Raw genomic sequence first — 25,534 nt, forward strand, 5'->3', positions numbered from 1 at the left:
TTATTAAAGATAATTCTATTTACATACACTTTATTTAAAGCTATTATTATTTTTGCAGCATGTCTAGAAGAAATAGAAAACAAGTTTTTACTAACGTAGAAGTTATTGATGCAGGTGCTAAAGGCAAAGTTGTTGCTAAAGCACCGGACGGAAAAGTCATTTTTTTACCTAATGCTGTTCCTGGAGATGTAGTTGATGTGCAAACCTTTAAAAAAAGAAAAGCCTACTACGAGGGTAAAGCTTCCGTTTTTCACAAACTATCTGACAAGCGTACCGAACCCGTTTGCGAACACTTTGGAACTTGTGGTGGCTGTAAATGGCAACACATGGGTTACGAACACCAATTATACTACAAGCAAAAAGAAGTAACCAACAACCTAACACGCATTGGTCATGTTGAGCTACCTGAAGTTACACCAATTCTAGGTTGCAAAGAACCCTATTTTTACCGTAATAAAATGGAGTTTTCTTTTAGTGACAGCCGTTGGTTGACATTAGAGGAAATTCAATCGGATAAAGATTTAGGCGATAAAAACGCATTGGGCTTTCACATACCAGGTATGTGGGATAAAATTTTGGATATAAAAAAGTGTCATCTGCAAGCAGACCCTTCAAACGCTATTCGGAATGCGGTAAAACAGTTTGCCATTGATAAGGGCTTGGAATTCTTCAATACCAGAAATCAAACAGGACTCTTGCGAACCATGATGATTCGTACCTCAACCACAGGAGATCTTATGTTGCTTATCCAGTTTTTTAAAGATGATAAGGTTAAGCGCGAGTTGTTATTGGATTATATAGCAGAATCATTTCCAGAAATAACATCTTTACAATACGTTATTAACGAAAAGGCCAACGATACCATTTACGATCAAGAGGTAATTTGTTATAAAGGCAAAGACCACATATTTGAAGAAATGGAAGGCCTGCGTTTTAAAATAAACGCCAAGTCGTTTTACCAAACCAATTCAGAACAAGCTTATGAATTGTATAAAATCACCAGAAACTTTGCTGGTTTAACCGGAAACGAATTGGTATACGATTTATATACAGGCACGGGAACCATCGCGCAATTTGTGGCAAAACAAGCCAAAAAAGTCGTTGGTGTCGAAGCGGTTCCAGATGCTATAACAGCTGCTAAAGAAAATGCTCAATTAAACGGCATTAACAATGTCGATTTTTATGTTGGCGACATGAAGACGGTGTTTAATACTGAATTTATAAACACGCATGGGCAACCCGACATCATCATTACAGATCCACCTCGTGACGGTATGCACAAAGATGTTGTTAATCAAATTTTAAATATTAGTCCAGAAAAAATAGTTTATGTAAGTTGCAATAGTGCAACACAAGCACGCGATTTAGCGTTAATGGATGCACAATATAAAGTTGCAAAAACACAAGCCGTTGATATGTTCCCACAAACGCATCACGTGGAAAATGTTGTACTTTTGGAAAGAAGAAACTAGTTTATGAAAAAAATTGCCCTCTTTTTGGTGTTACTTATGGCATTAGGATGTGAAAAAGACGACATCTGTCCAGACGATACAGTAACCACACCGCGATTAACCATTGAATTCTTTGATATTGAAACTATTGAGGATCAAAACCCAAAAAACGTGGCTCGGTTACGAGCGCAAGGTGTCGACAACGAAAATCCTGTACCGGATCTAGATGGCACCTCACGTAAACAAAAAATCCTCCTACCCTTAAAAACAACTACTGAAGATCCTAATGGAGAATCCTTCACAACGGAATATACTATTTGGAGAAACTATCAAGTAGATGAAAATGGAACAGTAACTGGAAATCCAGATGTCATAACCATTACCTATACAACACGTCAGGAATATGTTTCCAGAGGGTGTGGGTTTAAATCTGTTTTTGAAAATATAACCATGAGTGTGGCCGATGATGGCAATAGATGGATACAAGTCATTCAAACCGTAAACGATAACCAAATAATAGCAGATGAAAATGCGACCAATTTCAATATATATCATTAAAACCCTTGTGTTTTGTGTTTTGTTTGGCGCGCCAACATTTGCACAAAACGATAGCATTCCAAAAAACAGCAAAGAAACCGATACCCTAAAAACACAACTTAAATACGGTTTACGTGTTGGGGCTGATTTGAGCCGAATTGTTACCTCGTTTATAGACGAAGATTTTACCGGATTTGAAATTATGGGTGATTACCGTATTACACGTAAATGGTTTATTGCCGGTGAGTTTGGTGTGCAGGAACAAACCAGTGTTGAAGACTTTTTAAACGTTACCGCCAAAGGTTCTTATTTTAAAGCTGGTGCAGATTATAATGCCTACGACAATTGGTACGGCATGGATAATATGATTTATGGTGGTTTTCGTGTAGCTGGTAGTACATTTAGCCAAACCTTAAATAGTTTCACGGTTTATAATCAAAACCAATATTGGACACCTCAATTCTCGTCTAATAGTCCAATAGAAAGTTCAGGACTTAATGCCTTTTGGGTAGAGTTTATAGCAGGTATTAAAGCTGAAGTCCTTAACAACTTGTTCTTGGGTGCCAACCTACAGTTCAAATACATGGTTTCCCAAAGCCATCCTGACCAATTTGAAAATTTATACATCCCGGGCTTTAACAAGGTTTTTGAGAGTAGCAACTTTGGCTTTGGCTTCGGTTATAATATTTCCTATCTTATTCCTTTGTATAAAAAGGATAAATAATGGAAAAAGAAGCTATTGCTGAACTGCTAGAAGAAAAATACAGCAATCTTATTGAATGGCTCAACCTACAGGACGATAGCAAGTGGGAAACTGGTCCAGAAGGCAAATGGACCACAGGCCAACACACCTTGCATCTTTTACAAAGTATTAAACCACTTAACAAAGCCATGAGTATGCCCAAATTCGTTTTAAAATATAAATTTGGAAAGGCAAACCGAGACGTCCGAAACTACGATACGGTGTGTAAACGCTACGATGAGCGGCTAGTTGATGCCCAAGGTAAAACCTTTAAAGGTTCCCAAAACATGAAGGTGCCTTCAATAAAGGATAAAGACTACTTGCTGAACCGCTTACAAATTGAACAAAAAAAGTTACAGGCTAAAACACGACGTTGGAAAGACAATAGCCTAAATACCGTAATTCTTCCTCACCCTTTAATGGGTAAAATGCCAGTGCGCGAACTCGTTATGTGGTCTGCTTACCATGTGGAGCATCATACAAACACCTTAAAAAAGCTGTATTAGGACTTAAGTTTATTCAAGCATGATGAAAAGTTCCACAACATCAAAATGTTAAATTTTCAGAAATATTTTATTTAGTTAGGATTCCTTACTATATTTGTGTCAAAGAATTAATAACTTAAAAAAACAACTATTATGAGTAAGTCCATTTTTTATCACGCAGGATGCCCAATTTGTGTTAGTGCAGAGCACGACATTGTAGAACTAGTAGGCAAAAACAATGTAGAAATTGTAAACATTGGCGAAACCAAAGACCGCATTGATGAAGCCGAAAAAGCAGGCGTACAATCCGTGCCAGCTATGGTAACACCTAATGGTAATGTGCTGCACATTAACTTTGGGGCTTCTATTGCCGATGTAAGAGGATAATTTTTTTATCCCTATTTGTTAGGATTCCTAAATTTATTAGATTTGCCTATTGACTGCTTACCGTTAATAGGCATCTTTTTGTATTATGACCAACACACCCTTTAATTTAGAAAACCAAGACACTAACAGTAAAATTGTTGTCGCCTTGCAGCGCATATCTGAAGCCTTTAAAGTGTTGCTTTGGGATAAAGCCAAGCAATTGGGCTTAAGCCCTATTCAAATTCAGATTGTGTTGTTTGTTGATAACCATAATGACGACCTGTGCAACGTTAGCCATTTGGCCAGTGAGTTTAATGTAACCAAACCCACCATTAGCGATGCCATTAAGGTATTAAACCATAAAGGCTTTATTGAAAAGGGATACTCCACAACGGATAGCAGAAGCTATACCGTTCAATTAACCGATTCTGGAAAACGTATTGTAAAAGAAACCGAAGAATTCGCCAACCCTATTCAAACGGCATTAAGCGGTATAGACCCACTTGCACAAGACCATTTGTTTAAGGCCTTAAGTACTGTTATTTATACCCTAAACAGAACGGGTGTATTAAGCGTACAACGTATGTGCTTTGGTTGCAAATACTACAGTAAGCCAGACGATAACCACTTTTGCAATCTATTAAACGAGCCCTTGTTAGATACAGACATTCGTTTAGATTGTCCAGAATTTGAAAACAAGGTTTAAGCGATTGATTATAACTTGTATTTTAGAATAGGTCAATTGTATAAGGATATCAGTATTTATGTATTACCTATATAGCTATTTTAGGACGAGCCATCAAGTACGGCTAGTGCATGGCTTAAGTATGGCTTAAGTATGGCTAGTGTATGGCGTAAACACGGGTGAACCTTTCTTAAGCTATGGTTATGGGCTATTTTAAAGACCAGATTGAGTAAGCTACTTGCTTCTTGCTGGAGTTTATCTTGAGCAAGCCTGTATTGAGCTTGTCGAAATATCGAAAGGCAGGAATGCAACGGGTTGACCTGAAGGAGACCTTAATTAGACCTTAAGAAAACCTGACGTAGACCTTAAGGAGTTATGACCAGAAACTACGTATAGATGCATATTGAATTTCTGGTTTTAAAAAAGTAACTTCGTTTACTTAAAAGTTGGGCTATGTTTTATAGCTTCTTATGATTTAAATTCACACCATTATTCAAAACCAATGAACCTCAACCTAAACACGGCAAACACCATAAGAGACCCAGATAATTATCAAAAGTTTCTTGATGCTTTGCGTGCTATTGGTACTCAAGTATTTTATAAAAAGGATGATGTGGTCTTTACGGAAGGTGGTAAAGCTGATTTTATACTCTTGGTGGAAGAAGGTATCTTAAGAACCTGGCGCCTTGTTAATGATAAGGAAGTAGTGCTTGGTTTCACCTTTCCGGGTGACTTGGAAGCGTCACCCATTTCTTTTATTACGGCTGTACCTAGTAAAGAAACCATTGATGCTATTTGCAACACTACTTGTCTAAAAATATCGCGTGAGGCCTTTTATAAGCAAATCGAGAGTCAAAAGTTTTCAGAGCATATCATGCAATCTATATTGTTAGAATATATTGATGTGTTGATTCAGCGGCATCTGGAATCTAAAGCCCATACAGCCGAAGAGAACTATATCAATTTGTTGCTCAAACAGCCCAAGCTGGTGAATAAAATCCCTCTAAAAGATATTGCCTCTTTTCTAGGGATATCAAAAGAACGCTTGAGCAGAATACGAAAAAAGCACGAATTGACTTAGGTCAATTACCATTTGGAATGGTCTCTTTAGTTTTGCCAGAAATATAAAACATGATGAAAAGAACCACCCTACTCCTATTATTATTTACTGTTGCGGTTATCGCCATGATGCCTGCACAAAAACTAACAAAAGACCTTGATAACTTCTTTAAGGCACACCTATCGGAAAATCCCGATCAGCCTGTTGCCAACATACTGGTCTATCTGGAAAATGAGAAAAAGGATTTTGTTTACCATAAAGGTTTTGGAAACCTATCGGTTTCAGATGATACGGCTGTAAGTCCCAATAGTCCGTTTAAAATTGCCAGCATCACGAAACTGTTTACGGCAACGCTCATGCTTCAATTGGTTGAAGAGGGGAAGCTTAAGCTTGATGACCCTATTATCAGCTTGATTGGTGACCAAACATTTGTGGGGTTCGACAAGCTGATGATGCTGGATGGTAAAAACTTTGGCCATGACATTACGGTACGTCAGTTGCTCAATCACACGTCTGGATTAGCCGATATTTTTACCGATACGCAAGAGGAATTTATGAACCTTATCTTTGAGAACCCACAAAAACAATGGTCGGTTAAAGATCTTTTTGAAACCTATTATCAGTTTGGGTTGCATCATCGTGCGCATTTTAGACCCGGAGACAGCTTTTACTATTCCGATATGAATTACTTTCTGCTAGGGCTTATTATTGAAAAGTATCGCGCTATGCCGCTTGTGGAAGCTTATAGAACCTACATTTTAGAGCCTGTAGGCATGAGCCATACGTATTTGGAGTATCATGAAGCGGCTACCAACACGTTAGCGTTTCCGAGTTTGTATATGGGCGATATAGAAGTTAACACCAACATCAACACGTCTTTTGATTGGGCTGGTGGCGGACTGGTATCTACGACCTACGACCTCAATTTGTTTATGAAAGCGCTTTTTGGCAAACAGCTTATCAAACAAGACCATTTGTTTCAAGCCATGATTACAGATTCTAGAGACCGCTATGGTTTTGGTATGTTTCTGTATGATTTTGATGGTTTGCGCTTTTATGGGCATTCGGGATTTTGGGGTAGTGATGTGTTTTACAATCCGGAAGCGGGTATTACCATGGTGGTTTCTGTGAATCAAACCCATTTGCCGTATAAGCATTATGAGTTTGTAAATGGGATGTATCAGCTTATTAAGTAGTGCATTAACTTATAGTTTTCTATTCTTTTTTATTCATGGCTTACTATTTTATTTAAAGGTATTCATGAATGCTTCGCATTTGCATTGCCAAAAAAAGAAAAAAAAAAGCGCTAGACTTATTCCTATTGGTCATTGATGTTATGTCCTTTTTTAAAGTGCAAAAAAGGACCAAAAAGCACTTTTGCTGTAGATAGGTATTTTTTATGGTTCTTCGCTAACCATAAAAACCATAACCAAATACCTGAATTTTTTACAAGGCTTCAAAAATTCTTTACGGTATTTGGTTATCTATACTGACTACAGCGGCTTCCTGCTGCACAAGAATTCGGGTTTAGGGTTCTCGATACATTCCGACGCTGCGGTCGGAACACTCGAACTGACGTGGCACATAAATCTAAAAACAACCTGTCATCCTGAACCTTGTGCTGAACTTGCTTCAGTATTGATTCAGGATCTAAAATGGATTCCGCATCAAGTGCGGAAAGACAAAGAGTGTGGTTTGGTGTTTTGTTTTGTCTGTATTCTTTTTTGCATTGCCCAAAAAAGAAACAAAAAACGCTAGACTTACTAAATCTTGTCTAAATAGTCCAACGTATCCTAAACCTTCTGACCTTTTCAGCTTGCGCTGAATGCGAACAAGCAGAAGCTTTTTAACGGATTCTTATGGACTATTCTTAACGACCAGATTTAATAGGTCGCTTGCTTCCTACTTCGCAGGAATTGGTTTATACTTTCTTGTCATCCTGAACTCGTTTCAGGATCTAAAAGAGATTAGCTTCGCTGAATCTTCGATTTCCTGCCTGCGCAGGAATGCAACGGGTTGACCTGAAGGAGACCTTAAGGAAACCTGACGCAGACCTTGCGGAGCTATGAGCCAAAAATTACGTATAACTACGTATTTTATTTGTTGAATTAAAACGGTATCTTGGATGCTTGTGCTTTAATAACTACGGTATTAGGTTTATGGGTATATATTATTACCTTTTAAAAATAATATAATAGGAATAAACGCCATTGCGTTTATCCAATGGCGACCAGTCATTATGAAAACCAACTATGAGTAAAACTTACAGGCTTTCTTTTTTAGGAATTTCATTTATTACCTTAACCATTTTAGGTTATATATTGACTGGAAGCTGTGAATTCCTTCTAAATCATTTTTGGTTTACATCTGGATTGCTTCTTTTAATACTTCTCTCGCTAATTGACCAACCACATTTTTCCAAAGATTCAAACATTTTTATCAATGCAATAACAGCTGGAATTTCATTGTTAATCGTAGATGATAATAATCGAGATTTTATTTTTTGGGTTTTTCTATCAATAATTAGTTATCTAACTATAAGTAGTTATGCACTACTTTGGTTAAGACAGAAGAGTCTTGGTTTAGAAAATAAGTTTATTCGTCTTATTGCTAGAGTGAATAGAGAAATTGGAAAACCTGAAACACTTTTTTCCAGCTTTTTCATTTGGGGAGTTTACAAACAGTTTGGAACAGGTAACAATCAGTTCAATGGATTATTATTATTTTGGGCAATTTTTATAATTTTAAATATTCCCTCATTAGCCAAATCGATAGAAGATTTGTTTGCTATTGGCAAGGATAAAAGCAATAAACTTGCACTTGGACAAATATTTGGCGTTCAATCAAAAAATACTTTTCTAATTCGACTATATGATTCATCAGAGAGAATTGTAAATACAAGAATATTTGACTTCGTTGAATTTAAATATTCAACAGATAAAAAGGTGAGAAAAGGCTTATTATTAGACACGTATTTATTAAACCAACAACAATGGGTTAAAGTATTATCAAATAATGAAATCGAGAAAATTTTTGACAAGAATATATTTGAAAATCACAAATCGGATGTTGTTTACAGAATTAATAATATTCCCGAAAATGATTATCTAAAAAGATTTATTGGTATTGTAACCGAAAACAGTACAATTTTTAAAATTCGTTTCATTTACAATTCAAAAATAAAAGTTAGTGAGGGTCAGCTTTTAGAAGTTTCAATTCAAGGACAAAAAGTTCTTTATCAAATAATAGAAGGTATTACAAAAATTGAACAGCTAGAAAACAAAAACCAAACCGGAATAATAGTTGGTGAGGCCATACAATTAGGAACTTGGGACACTGAAAAATTCCAATTTGAACAATTTGGTTGGGTTCCAGAGGTGAATTCGCCCATTTATTTATCCTCCTCAATTGAAGATACTGCAATTGAAGAAAATGAATTCACAATTGGAAATATTCCAAATACAAATTATCCGGTAATTCTTAATAAAGAAACTGCAATAACTCACCATACAGCAATATTAGGGATAACTGGCTCTGGAAAATCTGTTTTTACTAGAAACCTAATTAAGCAAATAATTTCGGATAATACCAAAGTTATAATAATTGACCTTACCGGAGAATATAAAGATAAGATTGATGATATAAATCCAATCATAACAGATGCAAGTGCACAAAAAGCATTTGATGCAATAGAAATCATAGGAAAAGAAAAAGCTAAATTTCAAAATAATTGGAATTTACCGTTAATAGCTGCTCAAGAAAAAATAATTAAAACAGAATTTTACAATTCAATAAAATTATTTCTAGAAGGAGATGAAAGTCAATCAATTTTTGAATTACCTGATATTTCAAATAATTCTAGTGTCCTAGACTATACAAAATGGTTTTTCCTTACTCTATTTAAAACTGCTAAAACAAAAAAAAGTTTTGGAAAAAGAGTTTGTGTAGTTTTAGAAGAAGCTCATACGGTCATTCCAGAATTAAACTCAATGGGAGTTTCAGATTTTGCATCAAAAGCTTCAGTAAATACAATCTCACAAATAGCTTTACAAGGGAGAAAGTACAATATTGGATTTTTTGTAGTTGCTCAAAGAACTGCAAATGTTTCCAAAACAGTCTTAACACAATGTAATTCAATTATTGCATTTCAAGAATTAGACAAAACAAGTAGCGATTTCCTTTCTAATTACATGGGGCCAGAATTTGTTAAAATTCTACCTAATTTAAAGTTTAGACAAGCAATAGCAGTAGGAAAAGCGTTTAAATCAAGTGTTCCAATGATTTTTGAAGTGCCTAAAATTATTGAACCAGAAGTTGATATTGAAGAAATTGCGGAAGAGGAATAATTAACACTACCAGTGTCTATGTATATAACAAAGTCAGTTTGCAACCAAAAAGGGTTGTTCGTAAAAATACCTCTAATCCTCACAAGAGACAATAAACATCTATTACACTACTCATTAAACTTCGCCTTTTTACTGCCTTCGTACATAACGTATTTTACCAAGCGGGATTCCAGTTTGGCATTAAACAAATGGATTTTTCGGGAGGGTCGTAAACCCACATGTTTTAAGGCATCCAGATTGGAGGTAATAAACCAGGCATCGGTACCTGGGTAGCCTTGTTTGAGGGTATCGCCAATGTTGGCATAGAACTGTTCCATATCAATATTCAAGCGTTCGCCATAGGGTGGGTTAAACAGCATGTGGAGCTTCCCCTCACCCGCTTTCTGGGTTTTAAAGAAGTCTTCGTGCTGGATAGTGATAAACTCATCTAAATGGGCATTCTTGATATTGGCCTTGGCTTTGGCCACCGCAGAAGGTGATTTGTCGTAGCCAATCATTTTATGATGGAAATCGCGCGTTTTCTTTAAGAGGGATTCTTCAATAGTTTCAAACAAATCGACATCCCAATCCTGCCAGCGTTCAAAGGCAAACTCCTTACGCATGAGGTTTGGTGGAATGTTACAGGCTATCATAGCGGCTTCGGCCAAAATGGTACCACTACCACACATGGGATCCATAAAATCGCACTGGCCATCCCAACCGGACAGCATGACCATACCGGCTGCCAGGACTTCGTTAATGGGTGCAATATTGGTGGCGGTTTTATAGCCACGCTTGTGCAGGGACTCGCCAGAGGTATCCAGGGAAATGGTACACTGTTGGCGGTCAATATGCACATTGATTTTTAAATCGGGGAACCGCAAGTCGATATTGGGGCGTTCCTTGGTGGTATCGCGAAACTTATCGACAATGGCATCCTTGGTTTTTAGGGCAATGTATTTGGAGTGGGTAAACAGTTTAGAATGTACGGTGGCATCAACCGCCAAAGACCCTGTGGGTTTCAGGTATTGGGACCAGTCTATATTATAGACTTTTTTATAGAGGTCTTCCTCGTTCTTCACCCAAAAGGATTCAATGGGCTTAAGGATTTTAATAGCTGTACGCAGGCCTAAATTGGCTTTGTACATAAAGCCCTTATCGCCTACAAAACTGACGTTACGGACACCTTTTTTAATATCCATAGCACCCATTTGCCGTAATTCCTTTTCCAGTAATTCTTCAAAACCATATAAGGTTTTGGCCACCATTTTAAAATTATTCTCCATCACTCCTATTAAATAGATTGCAAAAATACAGTATTTTTGTGGCATGATTGGGGAATCATAAATGAAAAGATTCCCATTTTCATGGGAATTATTATGACAAAAGACACCACAGCTTGGTTTGCCTCTTGGTTTGACACACCATTTTACCACATTCTGTATAAGGATCGGGATTATGACGAGGCGCAATTGTTTATGGACAACCTGACGCAGTATTTAAATATACCTGAAGGTGGTACCATTTTGGATTTGGCCTGTGGTAAAGGGCGGCATTCGGTGTATTTAAATTCCTTGGGTTATGATGTGACTGGTGCCGATCTGTCGGAAAATAGTATTGCCCATGCCAAGCAATTTGAGAATGACAGTCTGCATTTTAAGGTACATGATATGTGCCAGCCGTTTGGCAAACGCTTTGATGCCGTGTTTAATCTGTTTACCAGTTTTGGGTATTTTGAGCAGGAAGCCGATAACCTCAAAACCATACAAGCCATTCAAGCCGATTTAAACGAAACCGGATTTGGAGTGATTGATTTTATGAATTCCGACTACGTGATTGATAATTTAGTGCCTGAAGAAACCAAAACCGTTGATGGTATAGACTTTAACTTAAAGCGCTATGTTAAAGACGGTTACATTATAAAAGAGATTGCGTTTACGCATGAGGATGAGGATTATAACTATCAGGAACGTGTACGTGCCTTTACACTAGCCGATTTTGAGGCCTTGTTTGAAAAAGCGGGTGTGTATTTACTGGATGTTTTTGGTGATTATAAATTGCGTAAGTTTGACAACAAAACATCTGAACGCCTAATCATGATTTTTAAATAAGCATGCTGAATTATATACTTCCCATCCTTTCAGTTTTAGTTGGTTTTTTTATTGTGCTTATTTTAAAGCCTTCAGAAATCAAGCATTTAAAGTTGCTGCTAGCCTTTAGTGGTGCCTTTTTATTATCGATTACCGTTTTTAGTTTTTTACCGGAAGTCTATGCGCATGATAGCAAGCATGTGGGTATCTTTATTATGGTGGGAATTCTTATTCAGATTATCCTGGAGTTCTTTTCCAAAGGTGCCGAGCATGGGCATATGCATCTGGACAAAAGCAAAACGCTGTTTCCGTGGGTGTTGTTTATCAGTTTGAGTATTCATGCCATTTTGGAAGGTATACCTATGGAGGCGCACCATCATTTGGTTTATGGTATTATTGTACACAAACTTCCTGTGGCGATTATTCTGGCTACGTTTTTTATTCAGTCGCAGTTATCTAAAGTCAAGATTGCCCTGTTTTTAATTTTGTTTGCCTTGATGACACCGTTGGGTGTATATTTATCGGATTCTATTGGGTTTATTAAAACCTATTACAATGAGATTTCGGCGATTGTGATTGGTATCTTTTTGCATATCTCGACCACCATTCTCTTTGAAAGTAGTGAAGGTCACAAATTTAACCTGACCAAGATTTTAACCATTATTTTGGCTATAGTTATTGCCTATTTTATCTAGTCTATGTTCAGTAAGGAAGAAAGCCGACAATTACGTGAAACATTCTGGATAAGCTTTGGAAAGTCCTTCCCCAGAAAGTGGCTGCTCTACAACACCAAAATAAAGGGTTTTAGTTTTAAGTTTCATTTTGATACCAAACAGGCGTTGGTATCCTTGGATGTGGAAAGTGATTTGGAAAACCGTATTAACTATTGGGAAAAGTTAGTCGCGCTTAAAAGCATTCTTCAAGATGATTATCTTCCTGAAGCTATTTATGAAGAAACCTTTTATTTAGATAACGGTAAAGAAATATCACGTGTTTATGTACCCTTGGACGCTAAAGTGAGTATTCATAATAAGAATAGCTGGCAAGAGGTGATGGTGTTTTTTAATGAAACGATGGGTTTGTTTGAGGCGTTTTTTGAGGAGTATAAAGATGTGATCAAAGGTTAGATTTGTATTGATACTTTTCTGGTAAGATTCGAGTTAAACAAAAAACTTTAGATTTATTCCTGTTGGATTTTGATGTAATGTCCTTTTTTGAAGGTGCAAAAAAGAACCAAAAAACACCTTTGCTGTAGATAGGTATTTTTTATGGTTCTACTCTAACCATAAAAACCATAACCAAATACCTGATTTTTTTCCAAGGCTTCAAAAATTCTTTACGGTATTTGGTTATATATACTGACTACAGCGGCTTCCTGCTTCGCAGGAATTAGGTTTTAAATTACTTGTCATCCTGAACTTGATTCAGGATCTATTAATACATCAAATGCAGAAATAGAAGATTCGACGAAGTCAATAACAATGGATGTATTGTTAAATTACTATTTTTAAACCTATTTTAGTTTAAAAACCACCGAAGTAAACCAATACCCATGCGCAGATTATTAGGATTGATTGTAATGATGAGTGTACTACTTTGCTGTTGTGCTCCCAAAAAAAAGGAATTAGTGCTGCTTGGTACCGTTCATCAGTCAGTAGAAAATTTCACACCGGATAGCCTTTACAATATTCTGGTTAAGATCAAACCCGATTTGATACTCTTTGAAGTGGATTCTTCCTTGTTTACGGACACCTTCGAGTTTAATAAAACCTGGGATAGTAATGAGAATATTGCCACTGTAAAGTATATGGACACCTTTGATGTAGCTGTTAGACCCTATGAATTTACCGGAAGAAACGCCTATCGCATAAAAATTGGGTCAAGACCAACGGATGGCAAAGCCACCCAATTGTTAGATAGTCTTTACAAAAACAATCAGCTAGATGCTGCGGACGCTGATACTTATGAACGTTTTCTTAAAATAAACGATTCTCTAAATGCCTTTGCTTATCAAGGTGCGCGAGCATTTAACAGTATGGAAACTGATAAAATTGCTGAAGCCAGACAAGACTATCAGTATAAAGCGCTTTTAAACATCATGGGCCAATATCCTGTATTCTCTGAAACCTATTTTGTTAAGCAAGATGGAGACAGTATTAGTTATTTTGAGGGATACAAACGCGCATCTGAATTTTGGGATTTAAGAAACCAAACCATGGCTAATAACATTTTACATTTTATTCGGGAATCCGATTATAGGAAAATAGTGGTGCTAAACGGTTATTTTCACAGGTATTATTTGAACACGTTAATTAGGCCAAAACAGGATGAATTAAATTTTATAGTAAAGGAATTTTACGATTATTAAAGTCGTTATATACTATGTGTTCAAATCATTAGACCAATACCCCTGGGAAGAATAGCTTGATTTGCTTAATCCAATAATATTTAGGATTTTTACAATTCATCAATCAATTTATACATATGAAATCATCTTACACCCTCACCGTTTTACTGTTAACGTTTTTATTACAAACCCATTTAGGCTTTGCGCAAGATAGTGCCTTAAGCAACAGTTATAAACAAGACGTGATTACAAGGCTCTCACAACTGATGAACGAACGCTACGTCTTTCCAGAAGTTGCCAAAGCTACCGAGACCCATTTGAAAAACCAATTAGCAGCTGGACACTTTGACGCTTATACCACGGATGAAGCCTTTGCCTCTGCCCTCACTGAAAGTGTGCAAAGCATCAATAAAGACAAGCATATGCGCATCAGGACGAATCCGCCTTATGTAGCACCCGATAATTCGCCAGAACGTGCCATAGAGGAACAGCTAGACCGCATGAACCGCACACGTTGGTACAATGCCGGATTTGTAGATGTAAAAGTGATACCAGGCAATGTAGGCTATTTGGATTTACGCGGTTTTTCAGGACTTGAAAATGGCCAAGCCCATGCCGATGCAGCCATGCAGTTTATTTCCCGTGCCGATGCCATTATTATAGACCTAACCCAAAACGGTGGTGGTAGCCCTAGAATGGTGCAATACTTATGCAGTTATTTTTTTGACGACCACAGACACCTGAATAGCCTTTACTGGCGTGAGGGTGATGTGACTGAAGAATTCTGGACCTTGGAGCAAGTAAACGGTACCAAGCTACCCGATGTACCGTTGTTTGTGATGACCAGTAACCGAACCTTTTCTGGTGCGGAAGAGTTCTCCTATAATATGCAAACCCAAAAGCGTGCTACTTTGGTAGGCCAAACCACTGGTGGTGGTGCCAACCCAGGTGGTACCATGCCTATTAATGAGAACCTGAATGTATTTATTCCTACTGGTCGCGCCATAAACCCCATAACCCAAACCAATTGGGAAGGCGTAGGTGTAGTTCCCGAAGTGAAAACTACTCCTGAAGATACCTACCAAACTACATTGGATCTCGCTGTTGAAGCCGCTAAAAACTATCGTGCCAAACGCAACGCACAGTTTACCCTATTGTTAGAAGGCCTTAACAGTCATTTGGAAATGTATACGAGTAGCTCTGAAGCTGCTATTTACAACCAACTGAAAGCCTGTAAGGACGCCAAACTTATGGATGAAGACGGTATTAATAATTTAGGCTATACCTATTTAATGGAAAAAGGCAAGCCTAAAATAGCCGCTTGTATCTTTAAAGCCAATACACGTTTATATCCCGACTCGCCTAATGTGTATGACAGTTATGCTGAAAGCCTTATGGCCAATGGTGACAAAGAAGCTTCTGTAAGCAATTACGAAAAAGCCGTGGCATTGGCGACCTCACAGGAGCATCCTAATTTGGATTTATTTAAAGACAATTTACAAGCCGCCAAACAGAACTTGAAAGACTAAATACCAGTCTGACAAATGCAGTTTATAGATTCCACCTTAAGTAGGAGATTTACCTAAAAAACTACGTACAAGTACGTATAGGGCAAATGGTGTAAATTGATTAGATTTGGAAATAAGCACCATTGTGTTTATTTAATAGTTGTCAGCCAATGAAAAACATAAGCTTTCTGTTTTTATTTGTAATTTCAGTCATAACATATGGGCAGGAAATAGATACACTGTCTTTTTACTCAAAAGCATTTGGAGAAGAAAAAACCGTTTACATACACAAGCCAGAATTCTACAAATACAAATCGGACTCTGTAAAACTTCCTGTAATCTACCTACTTGATGGACAAAATAAATGGTTTGCTAATCCTACAATTTCTGATATTGAGTATTTACGCTTCACAAAAGAAATCCCAAGTGCTCTTATTGTTGTTATTCCATTAAAAAACCGAATAAAAGAATGTGCAATAGTAGATTTAAGAACAGAACTGTCTTTAGATCAATTTATAACCAAAGAGCTAGACCAAGAGCTAAAAGCATATAACCCTAGTGATTTGAAAGTCATTATCGGACACTCTTTTTCTGCTTCATTTTCGCTGTATTCCTTTTACAACCATCCAGACTATTATACTGCTGTAATTGCTAATTCGCCTTACGACAAAATGGAAATGCTTGTTGAAGGATTTGAGCAGTCAGGAGCAATAGATAAATCAAAAATTTCAATCGCTATAGGTAGTAAAGTTAAAGATGCTGCCCACAGAAAGAAATACGATGCATTAAAACTTAAATACCCCTTATTTTTTGACTCAATCCATACGTTTGAAGCAAATTATTCGGCTCATAACTCGGTTCCAATCGCTGCTGTACCAACTCTACTAACAAAAGTTTTTAAAGATTATAGAGACCGATACTTTAAGATTGCTGAAGTAGATATGGAATATAAACTCATAAAAGAACCAGGTTCTATATCTGAAGAATTGCATAAAATAGCGATTGCTTCTAAAATTAAAAACTACGATTATCCTCCAGAGATTTCAGATATTAATGGTATTGCTTCTCGCTATTGGAACAACGATTTGGAAGATTATGCCGCTAACGTTTATGAACTGGGAGTTAAATATTATCCTACGTATTACGATTTTTACTTATCGCTTTATGAGTTAACAAAAGACAACGTAACATCAAAAGAATATTTGGAAAAAGCTGAATTCCTTTTACAAACAAAAGAAAGCAACTGGGAGGGCAAACGTGAATTAATTGAAGACATAAAAGCTGAAAAAATAAAAAACGGCTGGTAATAATGCCTATAAACAATAGCGTTAATAAAATTTAAACCTCTAGCCATATTTCTATACTATACATTTGAAAATGATAAAAAAGTTACTGATAATAACAATTTTTGGAATCCTCTTACAGTCTTGTCAAGAGAGCGAAAAGTCGGATTCGGTTGCTCGAACACAGGAGGAAAAGAAATGGGATATTGAAACGTTAAACCATAGGGCAGTTCAACACCTTGATGCTACTAAATGGGACATGAAGTTGTTTAATCAAGATATTGAAACCTATAACATGTATTCTGAAATTTTTCAGAGTTATCCTTTAAATAAATCGCCTTTTCCAGTAGCCGAATATGACTATGCTGTATCCAGTATTCCGTTTTTAATTGAAATGGATTCTACAGTTTTTAAAGGGGTTAGAATTGGAGAATATGAAAACCCTGAAAGCGAAAAAATAATCGATAAATTAACCTTACTGGTTTTGACTAATGACAAGGATGCAGAAGAAACAACATTAGTAGATTCTCGAAATTATCCGTATTTAACAGCACAAGGCATATTTAAAGTAATTAGCAATGAATTTGATTGGGTATTTTCAGCAAGTCCAGATGGATTTTCTACTTTGCTTCTAAATATGAAACTTTTTGATTTAAGGTTTGGAGAAACCATCATAATTTATCCCCAAACAGACAAATCGTTCCTTTACGAACAAATTAAAGATTCACCCAATAATTATGGAGATTTTGAAGACTTTAAGAAATCATTAGTGAATAATCCAAAAGTGAAAAAACAATTGATTTCTGAAAAAAATATTAATTAATAACGTTGTACAACAATAGCTGTAAGTATTTGCTAGTTCTTGCCTTCTTCTGAAAATCCTTGCATTTTCAGTTTGGTGTGCACTTGGGAAGTTAAGCTCTAACCTGCTTAAATATTCATAGCTGTGACCATAATAGATAATTATCATAGATATTTACCGTTAACTAAAATATCATTTCATAATAGAAACCTAGTTTATGAGAAAATCAAAATTACTTATCGGATTTTTAGCAATAGCATTTTTAATGTCAATTTCCCCAATTAGTTATAAAAATGAATCATCTAATGATAAAATCGTTGGTACATGGGAACTTGAAAGATTACAAACAAATTATACCGACGGAACATTCAGTGAAAAAAGTTTCACAAAATGTTATGACAGGGTAAGACACATATACAATAGTGATGGAACTCTCAATTATATTTTTCCAGGAATAGACAATAATACTGGAAAGTGTCATTATAACGATACAGAATTTTGGACTGGAACTTGGGAAAAAATTGGAGATGGAAAATATAAAACTTCACATATACAGAAATATCCAAATAGTAATAAGCCCTCTCGTTATACCGAAACAACCATTATATATACTTTTTCAAGAGATGGTAAAACATTAAAAAAATTAATGGACTTCAAAAAGGCTGGAATAGATTTTGATACAGAGTCTAATAATCCGCCAATTTCTGAATTAGCAACATATGTAAGAATAAAATAACTGCTTCAACAATTTGTTTAGTGTACATCTTCGGTATACACAACATATACAAACCGTTATAAACCAATAAAACCAAACTCATGAAAAATTATTTATGCCTTTTAATATTAGTAGTTATAGGTATTACTTCCTGTAAGGAAAAGTCTAATGAGAATTTAGATTCAAAAGAAAAATTTGAACCTATTGTGAATGTTAATGACCTAACATCGGACCATAATAAATGGTATACATATTATTACTACGATATAACATTATCAGCTGATTTTAAGCCTTTAAATGAACAATCGGAAGTAATTACTAAAGATGAGTTTTTTAATGAACTTATTACAGGAAAGTATATACCCGTTGAAATTAAGTCGGATAGTTTAAAGATTTACAAATTATATACCATACCACCTACCGCAAATACATCAATTTCAAATGTGGTTAAATCCACTGCGGCTTCTGCTTACAGTTTATATAAAATGGAGGGTATGAAATTCCCAGATTTCGAATTTTCAGATTTAAATGGCAAGCATTATAATAACGATAGTTTGATAGGAAAAAAAACGATTATAAAAACTTGGTTTATTGCTTGTAAACCGTGTGTTGCAGAGATACCAGAACTAAATGAACTAGTAGAAAATTATAGCGACAAAAAAAATATTCAATTTATAAGTTTAGCGCTTGATAAAAATGAACCACTAATAAAATTCTTAAATAAAACAGAGTTTAAATATGAAGTTGTAGCAGAACAAAAAAACCTGATTCAAAATAAATTAAATTTAAGAGCTTATCCAACCCATCTTATAGTTGACAAAAATGGACACATTGAGAAAGTTTTAAGTACAGCATCAGAATTAATTACATATTTAGAAGACAAGCAACCAGTAAGACAAAAAGAACTAAATGTTCCACCGCCGCCTCCACCTCCAGTTGAAAAGTCTGATAAAAATAATGCCTAACCATGAAGCTCATTGCAGTGAAATAATACTCAAGTACCATTCTTTAACGAAATCCTAATCCTTGTCAAAATACTCTGAAAAATTAAAACATGAAAATTCAACATTTACTAATAGTCTTCATAGGCTCTCTCTTACTCAACTCCTGTTCGAATGATGATGATGATGATGGTGACGTTCAAACATGTCCTCAAACTGAAACTGTTTCAATGAAAATTAATGGCGAATTAAAACAATTTGAAGTTAATGGAAGGGGAATTGATCTAGATAACGATGGCTCTGGCCATACTTTAAGTTTATGGTTGCTCACAGGTGTTTTTCAACCAGAGCAAGATACATATGCCATAACAATTAAGCTTCCTTACAAAAAGACAGGCACAAACATTATAGAAGAATTTAATTATTTTAGAGTACAACATGGGACTTCTACAAACAGTGATTTTGTTGCTCAAGGCGTATTAGAAAGTAACATAATAACAAATACAAACTTATGTTTTAGCGCTACATTTTCAGGAAGTGCAATAGTAAACGGTAATGAAATAACTATTACTGACGGAATTATTAAACATGTTTATGATGACCCTTTTGACTAAATAAGTATAATTATCAACACTGGTAGAGAAATACAACAAAACATAACTGAAGGCTATACCAAACTGTGACTTGCACACCAAAATAACGTAACATAAACTTATAACACAATAAAAATGAACCTAAAAGACATCGTAGAACTGTGGTTTGAAAAATGGCGTAGTGGTGATTACCTCAACTTACCCATATCTGAAAACTTCAAGCACACAAGCCCTTTTGGAACTATTACTGGAAAACAACAATATCTTGATTTAGTTAAGAAAAATGAAGACAAATTCCTGCACCAGACCTTTTACATCCACGATGCCATATATGAAACGGACAGAGCCTGTGTACGATATACAGCCAAGCAAGGCCATGATTTTTCTTTAGATGTTAGTGAATGGTATTACGTTAAAGATAATCTTATAGAAGCGATTATAGCCTACTACCATATAGGAGAAATTCGTGAAGAACGAAAAATTGAAAACTATAAATAATAGATAATTGTAACAATAAAAGAATTATAAAGACCAATAACTTAAACGAATAAAAATTAAAAATAAGGTACATTATGAGAACCAACTACATAGCATTAGGATTAATTTTCGGAGTAGGAATAGGAATTAGTATTGGTGTTACAACAGATAATATGGCAACTTGGTTATCTATAGGAACTGGAATTGGCCTAGCTTTAGGTGCTGGTCTAGGAACTTATGAAAAAAGTAAGAAACGAAACTGCGAAGCTGGAAAAGCTAATAATTGATTGAATAAAAACTACTTGCAATAATAGCTAATTGTTCATGACATAAGTTTTTTACCCAACACAACTATGCACAAACCGTTAAGCAGGTTACATAAAACAAAATGAAGAGAGTTGTTACCATACTATTTTTGATTTTTATTTTTACGCGATGCGCAATTGACAGAACCATTCAAAACATAAGCCAATCTGAAATTCAAACCTTATCTGTATTTAAAGCCTTGGAAAGTCACAATAAGGTACGGATATGTGGAACTGATGAACCCGGACAAAAACTGTGGTTATGCCTAACATTAGTCTCAAAGGAAAACAAACGTCCCTTAATAAACGAGCAAATACAACTTTATCACACGTCTGCAATTGGTGAGTATGAGCCAAAAAATCCTAATGACGAATCGACCGCCCGATTAAACGGCACTGCAATAACAAATGAAAAAGGGCAGGTTTTTGTACAAACCATTTTACCAGGCGATTATGGCAGCTCAACAGATAACAGACATATTCATACCTCTGTAATGAATGCACAGCCAGAAGCCTACGACATCCATTTCAATCAGTTTACGGGGAAAATGGGAAGACATTTTATTAATGATAGCGACCAACATTTTTTGGCAGATTTAAAACAAACGGAAGATAGTACGCTTGTAACGTTTTTGACTATGGAAGTGAAAAATTATAAATTTACAGGCGAAACAAATTAAAACATAATTCCGTAAAACAAGGTTAGAAGAAGCGGTATTTATCTTGCCAGTCCAACCGAAAACTGAATTAAAATCAATCAAATGAAAATCAATATCCTGTTAGTATTTCTGGGTTTAGCACTAAACCATCAAAATGTAATAAGTCAAAATTCCACTAAAACTAACTCGAATGCTTTCCAAAGTCTAGCTCAAGATATTCAAGTAAACGCGAATTATACCCAAGGTAATTGGCAACCTGTATTACATGCCATTGATAACAAAAGCATGGTTCTGTTGGGTGAGCTCAATCATGGCTCCAAGGAAATTTTTATCACCAAAAATGAGCTTATACAACAATTGCACCAACAACTGAATTTTGATGTTATATTGTTTGAATCTGGTTTGGGTGAAATAGGTACAATTGAAAGCCAAAAAGACACCTTAAACAGCAAAGACATGACTAATGGCTTTTTTTGGGGATGGCGGAATAAATCGTTTGAAGAGCTTATGCAATATGCCAAAAACAATAACATTTCTGTTGCTGGTTTTGATGTGCAGAAAACAGGACGTAATTTTTCTAATCTGTTAACACATTATCTAAACGAGCAATCCATTGACAACCCAAGCTTTCACAATATTGAGCAACGGTTTGATGCCCAAAAGCAATTACTGACTAACCGTAAAGCCGTTTACGATTCCCTTAAAACCACTACAAAACATCTCATTGCCGACTATAAAAGCTTAAGTGAGGAAATACAAAAAGTCAGCAACAACAGTAAGACCTATGATAAACAGTTGATTAAACGTACCATTGAAAACAGAATACAGTACCTAAAGTATTTTTTAGATTTTACAAAAACCAAAGATTACAACAAACGCTGGAAAGAACGAGATAGTATGATGGCGGCTAATGTTGAGTGGCTTATGGATACGTTTTATAAAGACAAAAAAATAATACTGGTTGCTCACAATTTCCATATCGCAAAATTCAATACCAAAGAAGACGTTATGGGCGAATTTCTAGCCCATAAATATGGATCCAGAATGTATGTTTTAGGTGTATTTGCAGGATCAGGAAGCTTTGCCAATAATTCAGGAAAGGAGACAGCAATGAAACCTATTGAACAGACTGGAACTGATATTAAAAGTCTAATTGGTAGTTTAGATGGAAAAGTAAATTTTATTGATATTCCAAAAGAAGAAACAACAGCAACAGGTGTTTTTTTCCAGCCAATAATTATTAACGATACGTTTATTGATCTCTACGGCACCAACCAACTAATACTGTCCAAACACTTTGACGGACTACTTTTACTGGATAAGATATCGCCTCCTGAATAAGCTATAGGTATTGGTTAACTACTTTACGCCTCCTCTGTAATTCAATTATTACGTAAATAAGCTTCAAGATAATTATAGGTTCTAAAATACTCCTTTTGCAATTCTCGCAAATAACTTAAAAGCATATCACGGTTAGAATAATTTGGGTGCAAACAGTCTTGAAAGGTATCATCGCTTATTGTCAACAATACAAACCACTTTCCAGACCTAGTACTGTAATGATCTTGCATAATTGGTCCAACCTCTTGAGAATCCAATGCGGCATCTACAGCTAATGGTAAAAAATTAATAGTTTGTGTAGTTTTTTCACGCTCATAAAAAGACATATAGTAGGTTTTGTTGTTTAGCGTAAACGGTACATTATATTCTACATCCATATGTTCTCGATTATACTTCATATTTATAAAACTGTAAAACTCGTTGGCTTTTTTCGTATCCTCAAAAATAAAGGCATACTTTTTAGGTAAGTTACGTTTAAACTTTTTAGCTAATTGAACCTTATCGGTTTCAATATTTGGAGCAACTTGCAAGGGAATACATCCTGAAACAGAAAAAATCAATAGTAGTAGCGCTAGTTTTTTCATGAGTTGGCTTTCAAACAAAATCACAAAATTTATACCAAAACAACACACCACAAATACAAACTAAATAAATCAGGATATAGCCAAAAGAGGAATAGTGATGTTATAGGCTACCTTTTCAATTTTATTTTCGGCAAATAGGTTCTCCCAAAACCCATGTTTTCTATTCACCATAGCAAACATATCTATACTATTAGATTCAATATAATGATTAACAGCGCTTAAAAAGGCTCCTTTTTCTATTTCCACAAATTGATGAGTAGCGTTTTCAAAACAGTCATCTAAAGATGCTTTTACCAGCTCTTGCTCTTTGGTCAACACATTAGAGTCTGAAACATGTAAAATACTAACTTGGTAATCCTTTTGTTCCACTAAATTAATTAAAGGACTCAAATCGGTTTTGCAATACGTGTTTTCATAATTGCTTGTAAAGGCAACACGGTGTATGGGTTTATAATTGTAATTATGAGGTATAGCTAAAACCGAAACGTGACAACCCTGAATAACACGCATGGTATTGCTTCCCATTATTTTTTTGGCCATGTTGGATGCGCCTTTTGTACCCATAATTGCCAATTGAATATCGTGTTTGTCAACCAATTGATTTATTGCAGCTACTAAATTATCGTAATCTATTACGGGTACAAACTCGTGTAGAATATTATTGTGTTTGGATTTAACCGTATCGATATACCTGTCTAATTTTAATTTAGCACTGGCAATGAGTTGCTCGTATAAGCTAGTTGTTGGCGACATACTCATTAAATCATCTGAAATAAATGTAGATGCCTTTAAAACATGTAGAACATAAAATTGACAGTCTTCATATTTAAATAACTGCATAGCATACTCCAAGGCATGATTGGCATTATCAGAAAAATCGGTTGTTACAAGAATCTTTTTCATGGATTTAGATTTTCAATTTATAAGATAGTAATTAGTTTATAGTTTTGAAATGACAATTATCAGCTTCGCATATATTTCATGTTTTTTTAGTGAGTTGCCAATTTTGATTTGTATTTTCGGCACAATAAATGATATGTATTTCGTTATATAAAAAAACTAACTATGCGTTATTTAATCGTAGCCCTATTGGTTTGTTATGCAAACCTACTAACAGCACAGAACACGGCTGTATCGTCAAACGAAAAACTTACTTTTACCGCTGCCTACAATATGTCTGGAATAATGACAGATTTGGCCGAAGTTACTATGGAAACCAAATCGGTTAAAACATCAAAAGCCACATTACTACATTTAAAGTGCAAGGCAACAACGTACAGTAAATGGGATAATTTTTTTAAAATTCGCGATCTGTACGAAAGCTATGTGAGCCCTACAACTTTAAAACCCTACTTATACAAAAGGGATATTAATGAAGGTGGCTATTATAAGTTTATGCAATATACCTTTAAGCATAAAACCAATACGGTTGAAAGCCTAAAACGCAAGCGCCGTAAAGACGGAACCACATGGGATGAGAAAAAAAAGATATCCATAAACTCTGGAACCAACGATATTGTAACTACCATATATAGTATAAGAAACTTAAATCTCGATAATGCAAGCTCTGGAAAAACCTTTAACCTTAAAGTGATTTTTGATAATGCCGAATATAATATTACATTAATTTATAAAGGAAAAGAAACCTTGAATACTGCAATAGGTAATAAATCTTGCCATAAATTGGCCATTCAGGTTAATAATAGTAATGTATTGCAAGGCAGTAGTAATAACTTACTTTGGCTAACGGCTGATGCCAACAAAATACCAGTGTATGCCAAATTTAAAATCCCAGTTGGAAATGGGGAATTAAAAATTAAATCGGCCTCTGGCTTATTAAATTAATAGAATATGAAAACGTTATTTAGAATATTAGGACTAATAGCCGCAATTTTAGCTGTGGTGTTATCTGTACTACCATTGTCTAATTTAGCATTTATTCCAGCCATAGCAGCACTTGTTTTTGGCTTAATTGCTTTTTTAATGGCCAAGCAACAACAGGAACCCAGAAAAAGTATTCAGCTTATTTTTATCTTAACAATCATTGCCCTATCATTGGCTACCTATAAATCTATTTTTAGTGAATCTGAAGTTGGTAATACTGAAGAACTGGAAAAAACAGAACAAAAATCTGAAGAAGAAGCAATTGAAGAACTAGAAGAACTTGATCTAGATGACATTGATATAGAATAGCTTAAAATATTAAATATTAGCCAAAAAATAGATAGTTACTTCGGT

General features: G+C 35.4%; 28 protein-coding genes. 25 read left to right on the forward strand and 3 right to left on the reverse strand.

What is annotated here, in order from left to right; translation table 11 throughout:
- Nucleotides 1-59 precede the first annotated feature (59 nt).
- The 9 genes from rlmD (at nucleotide 60) to MTX13_RS00310 (ending at nucleotide 9,672) form a co-directional block, all read left to right on the forward strand.
- A complete protein-coding gene (rlmD, locus tag MTX13_RS00270) occupies nucleotides 60-1,472 on the forward strand; it encodes a 23S rRNA (uracil(1939)-C(5))-methyltransferase RlmD (RefSeq protein WP_250432374.1) in 1,413 nt (470 codons plus the stop codon).
- A gap of 3 nt (nucleotides 1,473-1,475) precedes the next feature.
- The gene (locus MTX13_RS00275) at nucleotides 1,476-2,009 is read left to right on the forward strand and encodes a DUF6452 family protein (RefSeq protein ID WP_250432375.1); all 534 of its coding nucleotides are present in this window, start codon (nucleotides 1,476-1,478) and stop codon (nucleotides 2,007-2,009) included.
- The gene (locus MTX13_RS00280) at nucleotides 1,975-2,712 is read left to right on the forward strand and encodes a DUF6048 family protein (RefSeq protein WP_250432376.1); all 738 of its coding nucleotides are present in this window, start codon (nucleotides 1,975-1,977) and stop codon (nucleotides 2,710-2,712) included. Before MTX13_RS00275 ends, MTX13_RS00280 begins: the two co-directional genes overlap by 35 nt.
- A complete protein-coding gene (locus MTX13_RS00285) occupies nucleotides 2,712-3,236 on the forward strand; it encodes a DinB family protein (protein WP_250432377.1) in 525 nt (174 codons plus the stop codon). Before MTX13_RS00280 ends, MTX13_RS00285 begins: the two co-directional genes overlap by 1 nt.
- Nucleotides 3,237-3,368: 132 nt before the next feature.
- Nucleotides 3,369-3,602: a thioredoxin domain-containing protein gene (locus MTX13_RS00290; protein ID WP_250432378.1), complete on the forward strand. Its 234-nt coding sequence runs from the start codon at nucleotides 3,369-3,371 to the stop codon at nucleotides 3,600-3,602.
- An 85-nt stretch (nucleotides 3,603-3,687) separates the two neighbouring features.
- Complete coding sequence (locus MTX13_RS00295; RefSeq protein WP_250432379.1) at nucleotides 3,688-4,287, forward strand: MarR family winged helix-turn-helix transcriptional regulator; 600 nt, start codon at nucleotides 3,688-3,690, stop codon at nucleotides 4,285-4,287.
- A gap of 481 nt (nucleotides 4,288-4,768) precedes the next feature.
- Nucleotides 4,769-5,347, forward strand: a complete 579-nt coding sequence (locus tag MTX13_RS00300) for a Crp/Fnr family transcriptional regulator (RefSeq protein WP_250432380.1) — start codon at nucleotides 4,769-4,771, stop codon at nucleotides 5,345-5,347.
- 50 nt (nucleotides 5,348-5,397) lie between these two features.
- Nucleotides 5,398-6,522: a serine hydrolase domain-containing protein gene (locus tag MTX13_RS00305; RefSeq protein WP_250432381.1), complete on the forward strand. Its 1,125-nt coding sequence runs from the start codon at nucleotides 5,398-5,400 to the stop codon at nucleotides 6,520-6,522.
- A gap of 1,056 nt (nucleotides 6,523-7,578) precedes the next feature.
- Nucleotides 7,579-9,672: an ATP-binding protein gene (locus MTX13_RS00310; protein WP_250432382.1), complete on the forward strand. Its 2,094-nt coding sequence runs from the start codon at nucleotides 7,579-7,581 to the stop codon at nucleotides 9,670-9,672.
- A gap of 107 nt (nucleotides 9,673-9,779) precedes the next feature.
- Here MTX13_RS00310 and MTX13_RS00315 read toward each other — a convergent pair whose 3' ends face one another.
- Complete coding sequence (locus tag MTX13_RS00315) at nucleotides 9,780-10,937, reverse strand: THUMP domain-containing class I SAM-dependent RNA methyltransferase (protein ID WP_250433843.1); 1,158 nt, start codon at nucleotides 10,935-10,937, stop codon at nucleotides 9,780-9,782.
- A 93-nt stretch (nucleotides 10,938-11,030) separates the two neighbouring features.
- Here MTX13_RS00315 and MTX13_RS00320 point away from each other — a divergent pair, with 93 nt between their 5' ends.
- The 14 genes from MTX13_RS00320 (at nucleotide 11,031) to MTX13_RS00385 (ending at nucleotide 22,712) form a co-directional block, all read left to right on the forward strand.
- The gene (locus MTX13_RS00320; protein ID WP_250433844.1) at nucleotides 11,031-11,762 is read left to right on the forward strand and encodes a class I SAM-dependent methyltransferase; all 732 of its coding nucleotides are present in this window, start codon (nucleotides 11,031-11,033) and stop codon (nucleotides 11,760-11,762) included.
- Between the two features lie 2 nt (nucleotides 11,763-11,764).
- On the forward strand, nucleotides 11,765-12,436 hold the full coding sequence (locus MTX13_RS00325; RefSeq protein ID WP_250432383.1) for a ZIP family metal transporter: 672 nt from the start codon (nucleotides 11,765-11,767) through the stop codon (nucleotides 12,434-12,436).
- Nucleotides 12,437-12,439: 3 nt separating this feature from the next.
- Nucleotides 12,440-12,868 carry a DUF4268 domain-containing protein gene (locus MTX13_RS00330; protein ID WP_250432384.1) on the forward strand — a complete coding sequence of 143 codons (429 nt, stop codon included), beginning with the start codon at nucleotides 12,440-12,442 and terminating at the stop codon, nucleotides 12,866-12,868.
- Nucleotides 12,869-13,293: 425 nt separating this feature from the next.
- On the forward strand, nucleotides 13,294-14,109 hold the full coding sequence (locus MTX13_RS00335) for a hypothetical protein (RefSeq protein WP_250432386.1): 816 nt from the start codon (nucleotides 13,294-13,296) through the stop codon (nucleotides 14,107-14,109).
- A gap of 116 nt (nucleotides 14,110-14,225) precedes the next feature.
- Entirely contained in the window at nucleotides 14,226-15,617 is a 1,392-nt protein-coding gene (locus MTX13_RS00340; RefSeq protein ID WP_250432387.1) for a S41 family peptidase, read from the forward strand.
- Between the two features lie 149 nt (nucleotides 15,618-15,766).
- A complete protein-coding gene (locus MTX13_RS00345; RefSeq protein WP_250432388.1) occupies nucleotides 15,767-16,903 on the forward strand; it encodes an alpha/beta hydrolase-fold protein in 1,137 nt (378 codons plus the stop codon).
- Between the two features lie 70 nt (nucleotides 16,904-16,973).
- On the forward strand, nucleotides 16,974-17,702 hold the full coding sequence (locus MTX13_RS00350; protein ID WP_250432389.1) for a hypothetical protein: 729 nt from the start codon (nucleotides 16,974-16,976) through the stop codon (nucleotides 17,700-17,702).
- Between the two features lie 196 nt (nucleotides 17,703-17,898).
- Nucleotides 17,899-18,417, forward strand: coding sequence for a hypothetical protein (locus tag MTX13_RS00355; RefSeq protein WP_250432390.1), 519 nt, complete (start codon nucleotides 17,899-17,901; stop codon nucleotides 18,415-18,417).
- An 80-nt stretch (nucleotides 18,418-18,497) separates the two neighbouring features.
- Nucleotides 18,498-19,361 carry a TlpA family protein disulfide reductase gene (locus MTX13_RS00360; protein ID WP_250432391.1) on the forward strand — a complete coding sequence of 288 codons (864 nt, stop codon included), beginning with the start codon at nucleotides 18,498-18,500 and terminating at the stop codon, nucleotides 19,359-19,361.
- Between the two features lie 89 nt (nucleotides 19,362-19,450).
- Nucleotides 19,451-19,951: a hypothetical protein gene (locus tag MTX13_RS00365; RefSeq protein ID WP_250432392.1), complete on the forward strand. Its 501-nt coding sequence runs from the start codon at nucleotides 19,451-19,453 to the stop codon at nucleotides 19,949-19,951.
- Between the two features lie 114 nt (nucleotides 19,952-20,065).
- Nucleotides 20,066-20,428 (forward strand): nuclear transport factor 2 family protein, encoded by a 363-nt coding sequence (locus tag MTX13_RS00370; protein WP_250432393.1) that lies wholly within the window; start codon nucleotides 20,066-20,068, stop codon nucleotides 20,426-20,428.
- A 74-nt stretch (nucleotides 20,429-20,502) separates the two neighbouring features.
- Complete coding sequence (locus tag MTX13_RS00375) at nucleotides 20,503-20,694, forward strand: hypothetical protein (protein ID WP_250432394.1); 192 nt, start codon at nucleotides 20,503-20,505, stop codon at nucleotides 20,692-20,694.
- 101 nt (nucleotides 20,695-20,795) lie between these two features.
- Nucleotides 20,796-21,392 (forward strand): dioxygenase family protein, encoded by a 597-nt coding sequence (locus MTX13_RS00380; RefSeq protein WP_250432395.1) that lies wholly within the window; start codon nucleotides 20,796-20,798, stop codon nucleotides 21,390-21,392.
- A gap of 81 nt (nucleotides 21,393-21,473) precedes the next feature.
- Nucleotides 21,474-22,712: an erythromycin esterase family protein gene (locus MTX13_RS00385; RefSeq protein WP_250432396.1), complete on the forward strand. Its 1,239-nt coding sequence runs from the start codon at nucleotides 21,474-21,476 to the stop codon at nucleotides 22,710-22,712.
- A gap of 41 nt (nucleotides 22,713-22,753) precedes the next feature.
- On the opposite strand, the gene MTX13_RS00390 is transcribed toward MTX13_RS00385, so the two are convergent.
- Together MTX13_RS00390 and MTX13_RS00395 are read right to left on the reverse strand one after the other, a co-directional pair.
- The gene (locus MTX13_RS00390) at nucleotides 22,754-23,296 is read right to left on the reverse strand and encodes a hypothetical protein (RefSeq protein WP_250432397.1); all 543 of its coding nucleotides are present in this window, start codon (nucleotides 23,294-23,296) and stop codon (nucleotides 22,754-22,756) included.
- A gap of 69 nt (nucleotides 23,297-23,365) precedes the next feature.
- Entirely contained in the window at nucleotides 23,366-24,199 is an 834-nt protein-coding gene (locus MTX13_RS00395; protein WP_250432398.1) for a universal stress protein, read from the reverse strand.
- Nucleotides 24,200-24,361: 162 nt separating this feature from the next.
- Between MTX13_RS00395 and MTX13_RS00400 the strand changes: the two genes are divergently transcribed.
- Entirely contained in the window at nucleotides 24,362-25,141 is a 780-nt protein-coding gene (locus MTX13_RS00400; RefSeq protein WP_250432399.1) for a DUF3108 domain-containing protein, read from the forward strand.
- A 6-nt stretch (nucleotides 25,142-25,147) separates the two neighbouring features.
- On the forward strand, nucleotides 25,148-25,489 hold the full coding sequence (locus MTX13_RS00405) for an FUSC family protein (protein WP_250432400.1): 342 nt from the start codon (nucleotides 25,148-25,150) through the stop codon (nucleotides 25,487-25,489).
- Nucleotides 25,490-25,534 lie beyond the last annotated feature (45 nt).

It is taken from the genome of Hanstruepera flava, assembly GCF_023634025.1.
Taxonomy (GTDB): Bacteria; Bacteroidota; Bacteroidia; order Flavobacteriales; family Flavobacteriaceae; genus Hanstruepera; species Hanstruepera flava.

What these genes read in the sequence shown, in the direction of transcription:
- MTX13_RS00305 (WP_250432381.1), top strand. Translation starts at nt 5,398, where the DNA reads ATGATGAAAAGAACCACCCTACTCCTATTATTATTTACTGTTGCGGTT.
- MTX13_RS00405 (WP_250432400.1), top strand. Translation starts at nt 25,148, where the DNA reads ATGAAAACGTTATTTAGAATATTAGGACTAATAGCCGCAATTTTAGCT.
- MTX13_RS00390 (WP_250432397.1), bottom strand. Translation starts at nt 23,296, where the DNA reads ATGAAAAAACTAGCGCTACTACTATTGATTTTTTCTGTTTCAGGATGT.
- MTX13_RS00350 (WP_250432389.1), top strand. Translation starts at nt 16,974, where the DNA reads ATGATAAAAAAGTTACTGATAATAACAATTTTTGGAATCCTCTTACAG.
- MTX13_RS00295 (WP_250432379.1), top strand. Translation starts at nt 3,688, where the DNA reads ATGACCAACACACCCTTTAATTTAGAAAACCAAGACACTAACAGTAAA.
- MTX13_RS00365 (WP_250432392.1), top strand. Translation starts at nt 19,451, where the DNA reads ATGAAAATTCAACATTTACTAATAGTCTTCATAGGCTCTCTCTTACTC.
- MTX13_RS00325 (WP_250432383.1), top strand. Translation starts at nt 11,765, where the DNA reads ATGCTGAATTATATACTTCCCATCCTTTCAGTTTTAGTTGGTTTTTTT.
- MTX13_RS00310 (WP_250432382.1), top strand. Translation starts at nt 7,579, where the DNA reads ATGAGTAAAACTTACAGGCTTTCTTTTTTAGGAATTTCATTTATTACC.
- rlmD (WP_250432374.1), top strand. Translation starts at nt 60, where the DNA reads ATGTCTAGAAGAAATAGAAAACAAGTTTTTACTAACGTAGAAGTTATT.
- MTX13_RS00395 (WP_250432398.1), bottom strand. Translation starts at nt 24,199, where the DNA reads ATGAAAAAGATTCTTGTAACAACCGATTTTTCTGATAATGCCAATCAT.
- MTX13_RS00345 (WP_250432388.1), top strand. Translation starts at nt 15,767, where the DNA reads ATGAAAAACATAAGCTTTCTGTTTTTATTTGTAATTTCAGTCATAACA.
- MTX13_RS00330 (WP_250432384.1), top strand. Translation starts at nt 12,440, where the DNA reads ATGTTCAGTAAGGAAGAAAGCCGACAATTACGTGAAACATTCTGGATA.
- MTX13_RS00380 (WP_250432395.1), top strand. Translation starts at nt 20,796, where the DNA reads ATGAAGAGAGTTGTTACCATACTATTTTTGATTTTTATTTTTACGCGA.
- MTX13_RS00315 (WP_250433843.1), bottom strand. Translation starts at nt 10,937, where the DNA reads ATGGAGAATAATTTTAAAATGGTGGCCAAAACCTTATATGGTTTTGAA.
- MTX13_RS00400 (WP_250432399.1), top strand. Translation starts at nt 24,362, where the DNA reads ATGCGTTATTTAATCGTAGCCCTATTGGTTTGTTATGCAAACCTACTA.
- MTX13_RS00375 (WP_250432394.1), top strand. Translation starts at nt 20,503, where the DNA reads ATGAGAACCAACTACATAGCATTAGGATTAATTTTCGGAGTAGGAATA.
- MTX13_RS00290 (WP_250432378.1), top strand. Translation starts at nt 3,369, where the DNA reads ATGAGTAAGTCCATTTTTTATCACGCAGGATGCCCAATTTGTGTTAGT.
- MTX13_RS00300 (WP_250432380.1), top strand. Translation starts at nt 4,769, where the DNA reads ATGAACCTCAACCTAAACACGGCAAACACCATAAGAGACCCAGATAAT.
- MTX13_RS00285 (WP_250432377.1), top strand. Translation starts at nt 2,712, where the DNA reads ATGGAAAAAGAAGCTATTGCTGAACTGCTAGAAGAAAAATACAGCAAT.
- MTX13_RS00370 (WP_250432393.1), top strand. Translation starts at nt 20,066, where the DNA reads ATGAACCTAAAAGACATCGTAGAACTGTGGTTTGAAAAATGGCGTAGT.
- MTX13_RS00280 (WP_250432376.1), top strand. Translation starts at nt 1,975, where the DNA reads ATGAAAATGCGACCAATTTCAATATATATCATTAAAACCCTTGTGTTT.
- MTX13_RS00340 (WP_250432387.1), top strand. Translation starts at nt 14,226, where the DNA reads ATGAAATCATCTTACACCCTCACCGTTTTACTGTTAACGTTTTTATTA.
- MTX13_RS00385 (WP_250432396.1), top strand. Translation starts at nt 21,474, where the DNA reads ATGAAAATCAATATCCTGTTAGTATTTCTGGGTTTAGCACTAAACCAT.
- MTX13_RS00360 (WP_250432391.1), top strand. Translation starts at nt 18,498, where the DNA reads ATGAAAAATTATTTATGCCTTTTAATATTAGTAGTTATAGGTATTACT.
- MTX13_RS00320 (WP_250433844.1), top strand. Translation starts at nt 11,031, where the DNA reads ATGACAAAAGACACCACAGCTTGGTTTGCCTCTTGGTTTGACACACCA.
- MTX13_RS00355 (WP_250432390.1), top strand. Translation starts at nt 17,899, where the DNA reads ATGAGAAAATCAAAATTACTTATCGGATTTTTAGCAATAGCATTTTTA.
- MTX13_RS00275 (WP_250432375.1), top strand. Translation starts at nt 1,476, where the DNA reads ATGAAAAAAATTGCCCTCTTTTTGGTGTTACTTATGGCATTAGGATGT.
- MTX13_RS00335 (WP_250432386.1), top strand. Translation starts at nt 13,294, where the DNA reads ATGCGCAGATTATTAGGATTGATTGTAATGATGAGTGTACTACTTTGC.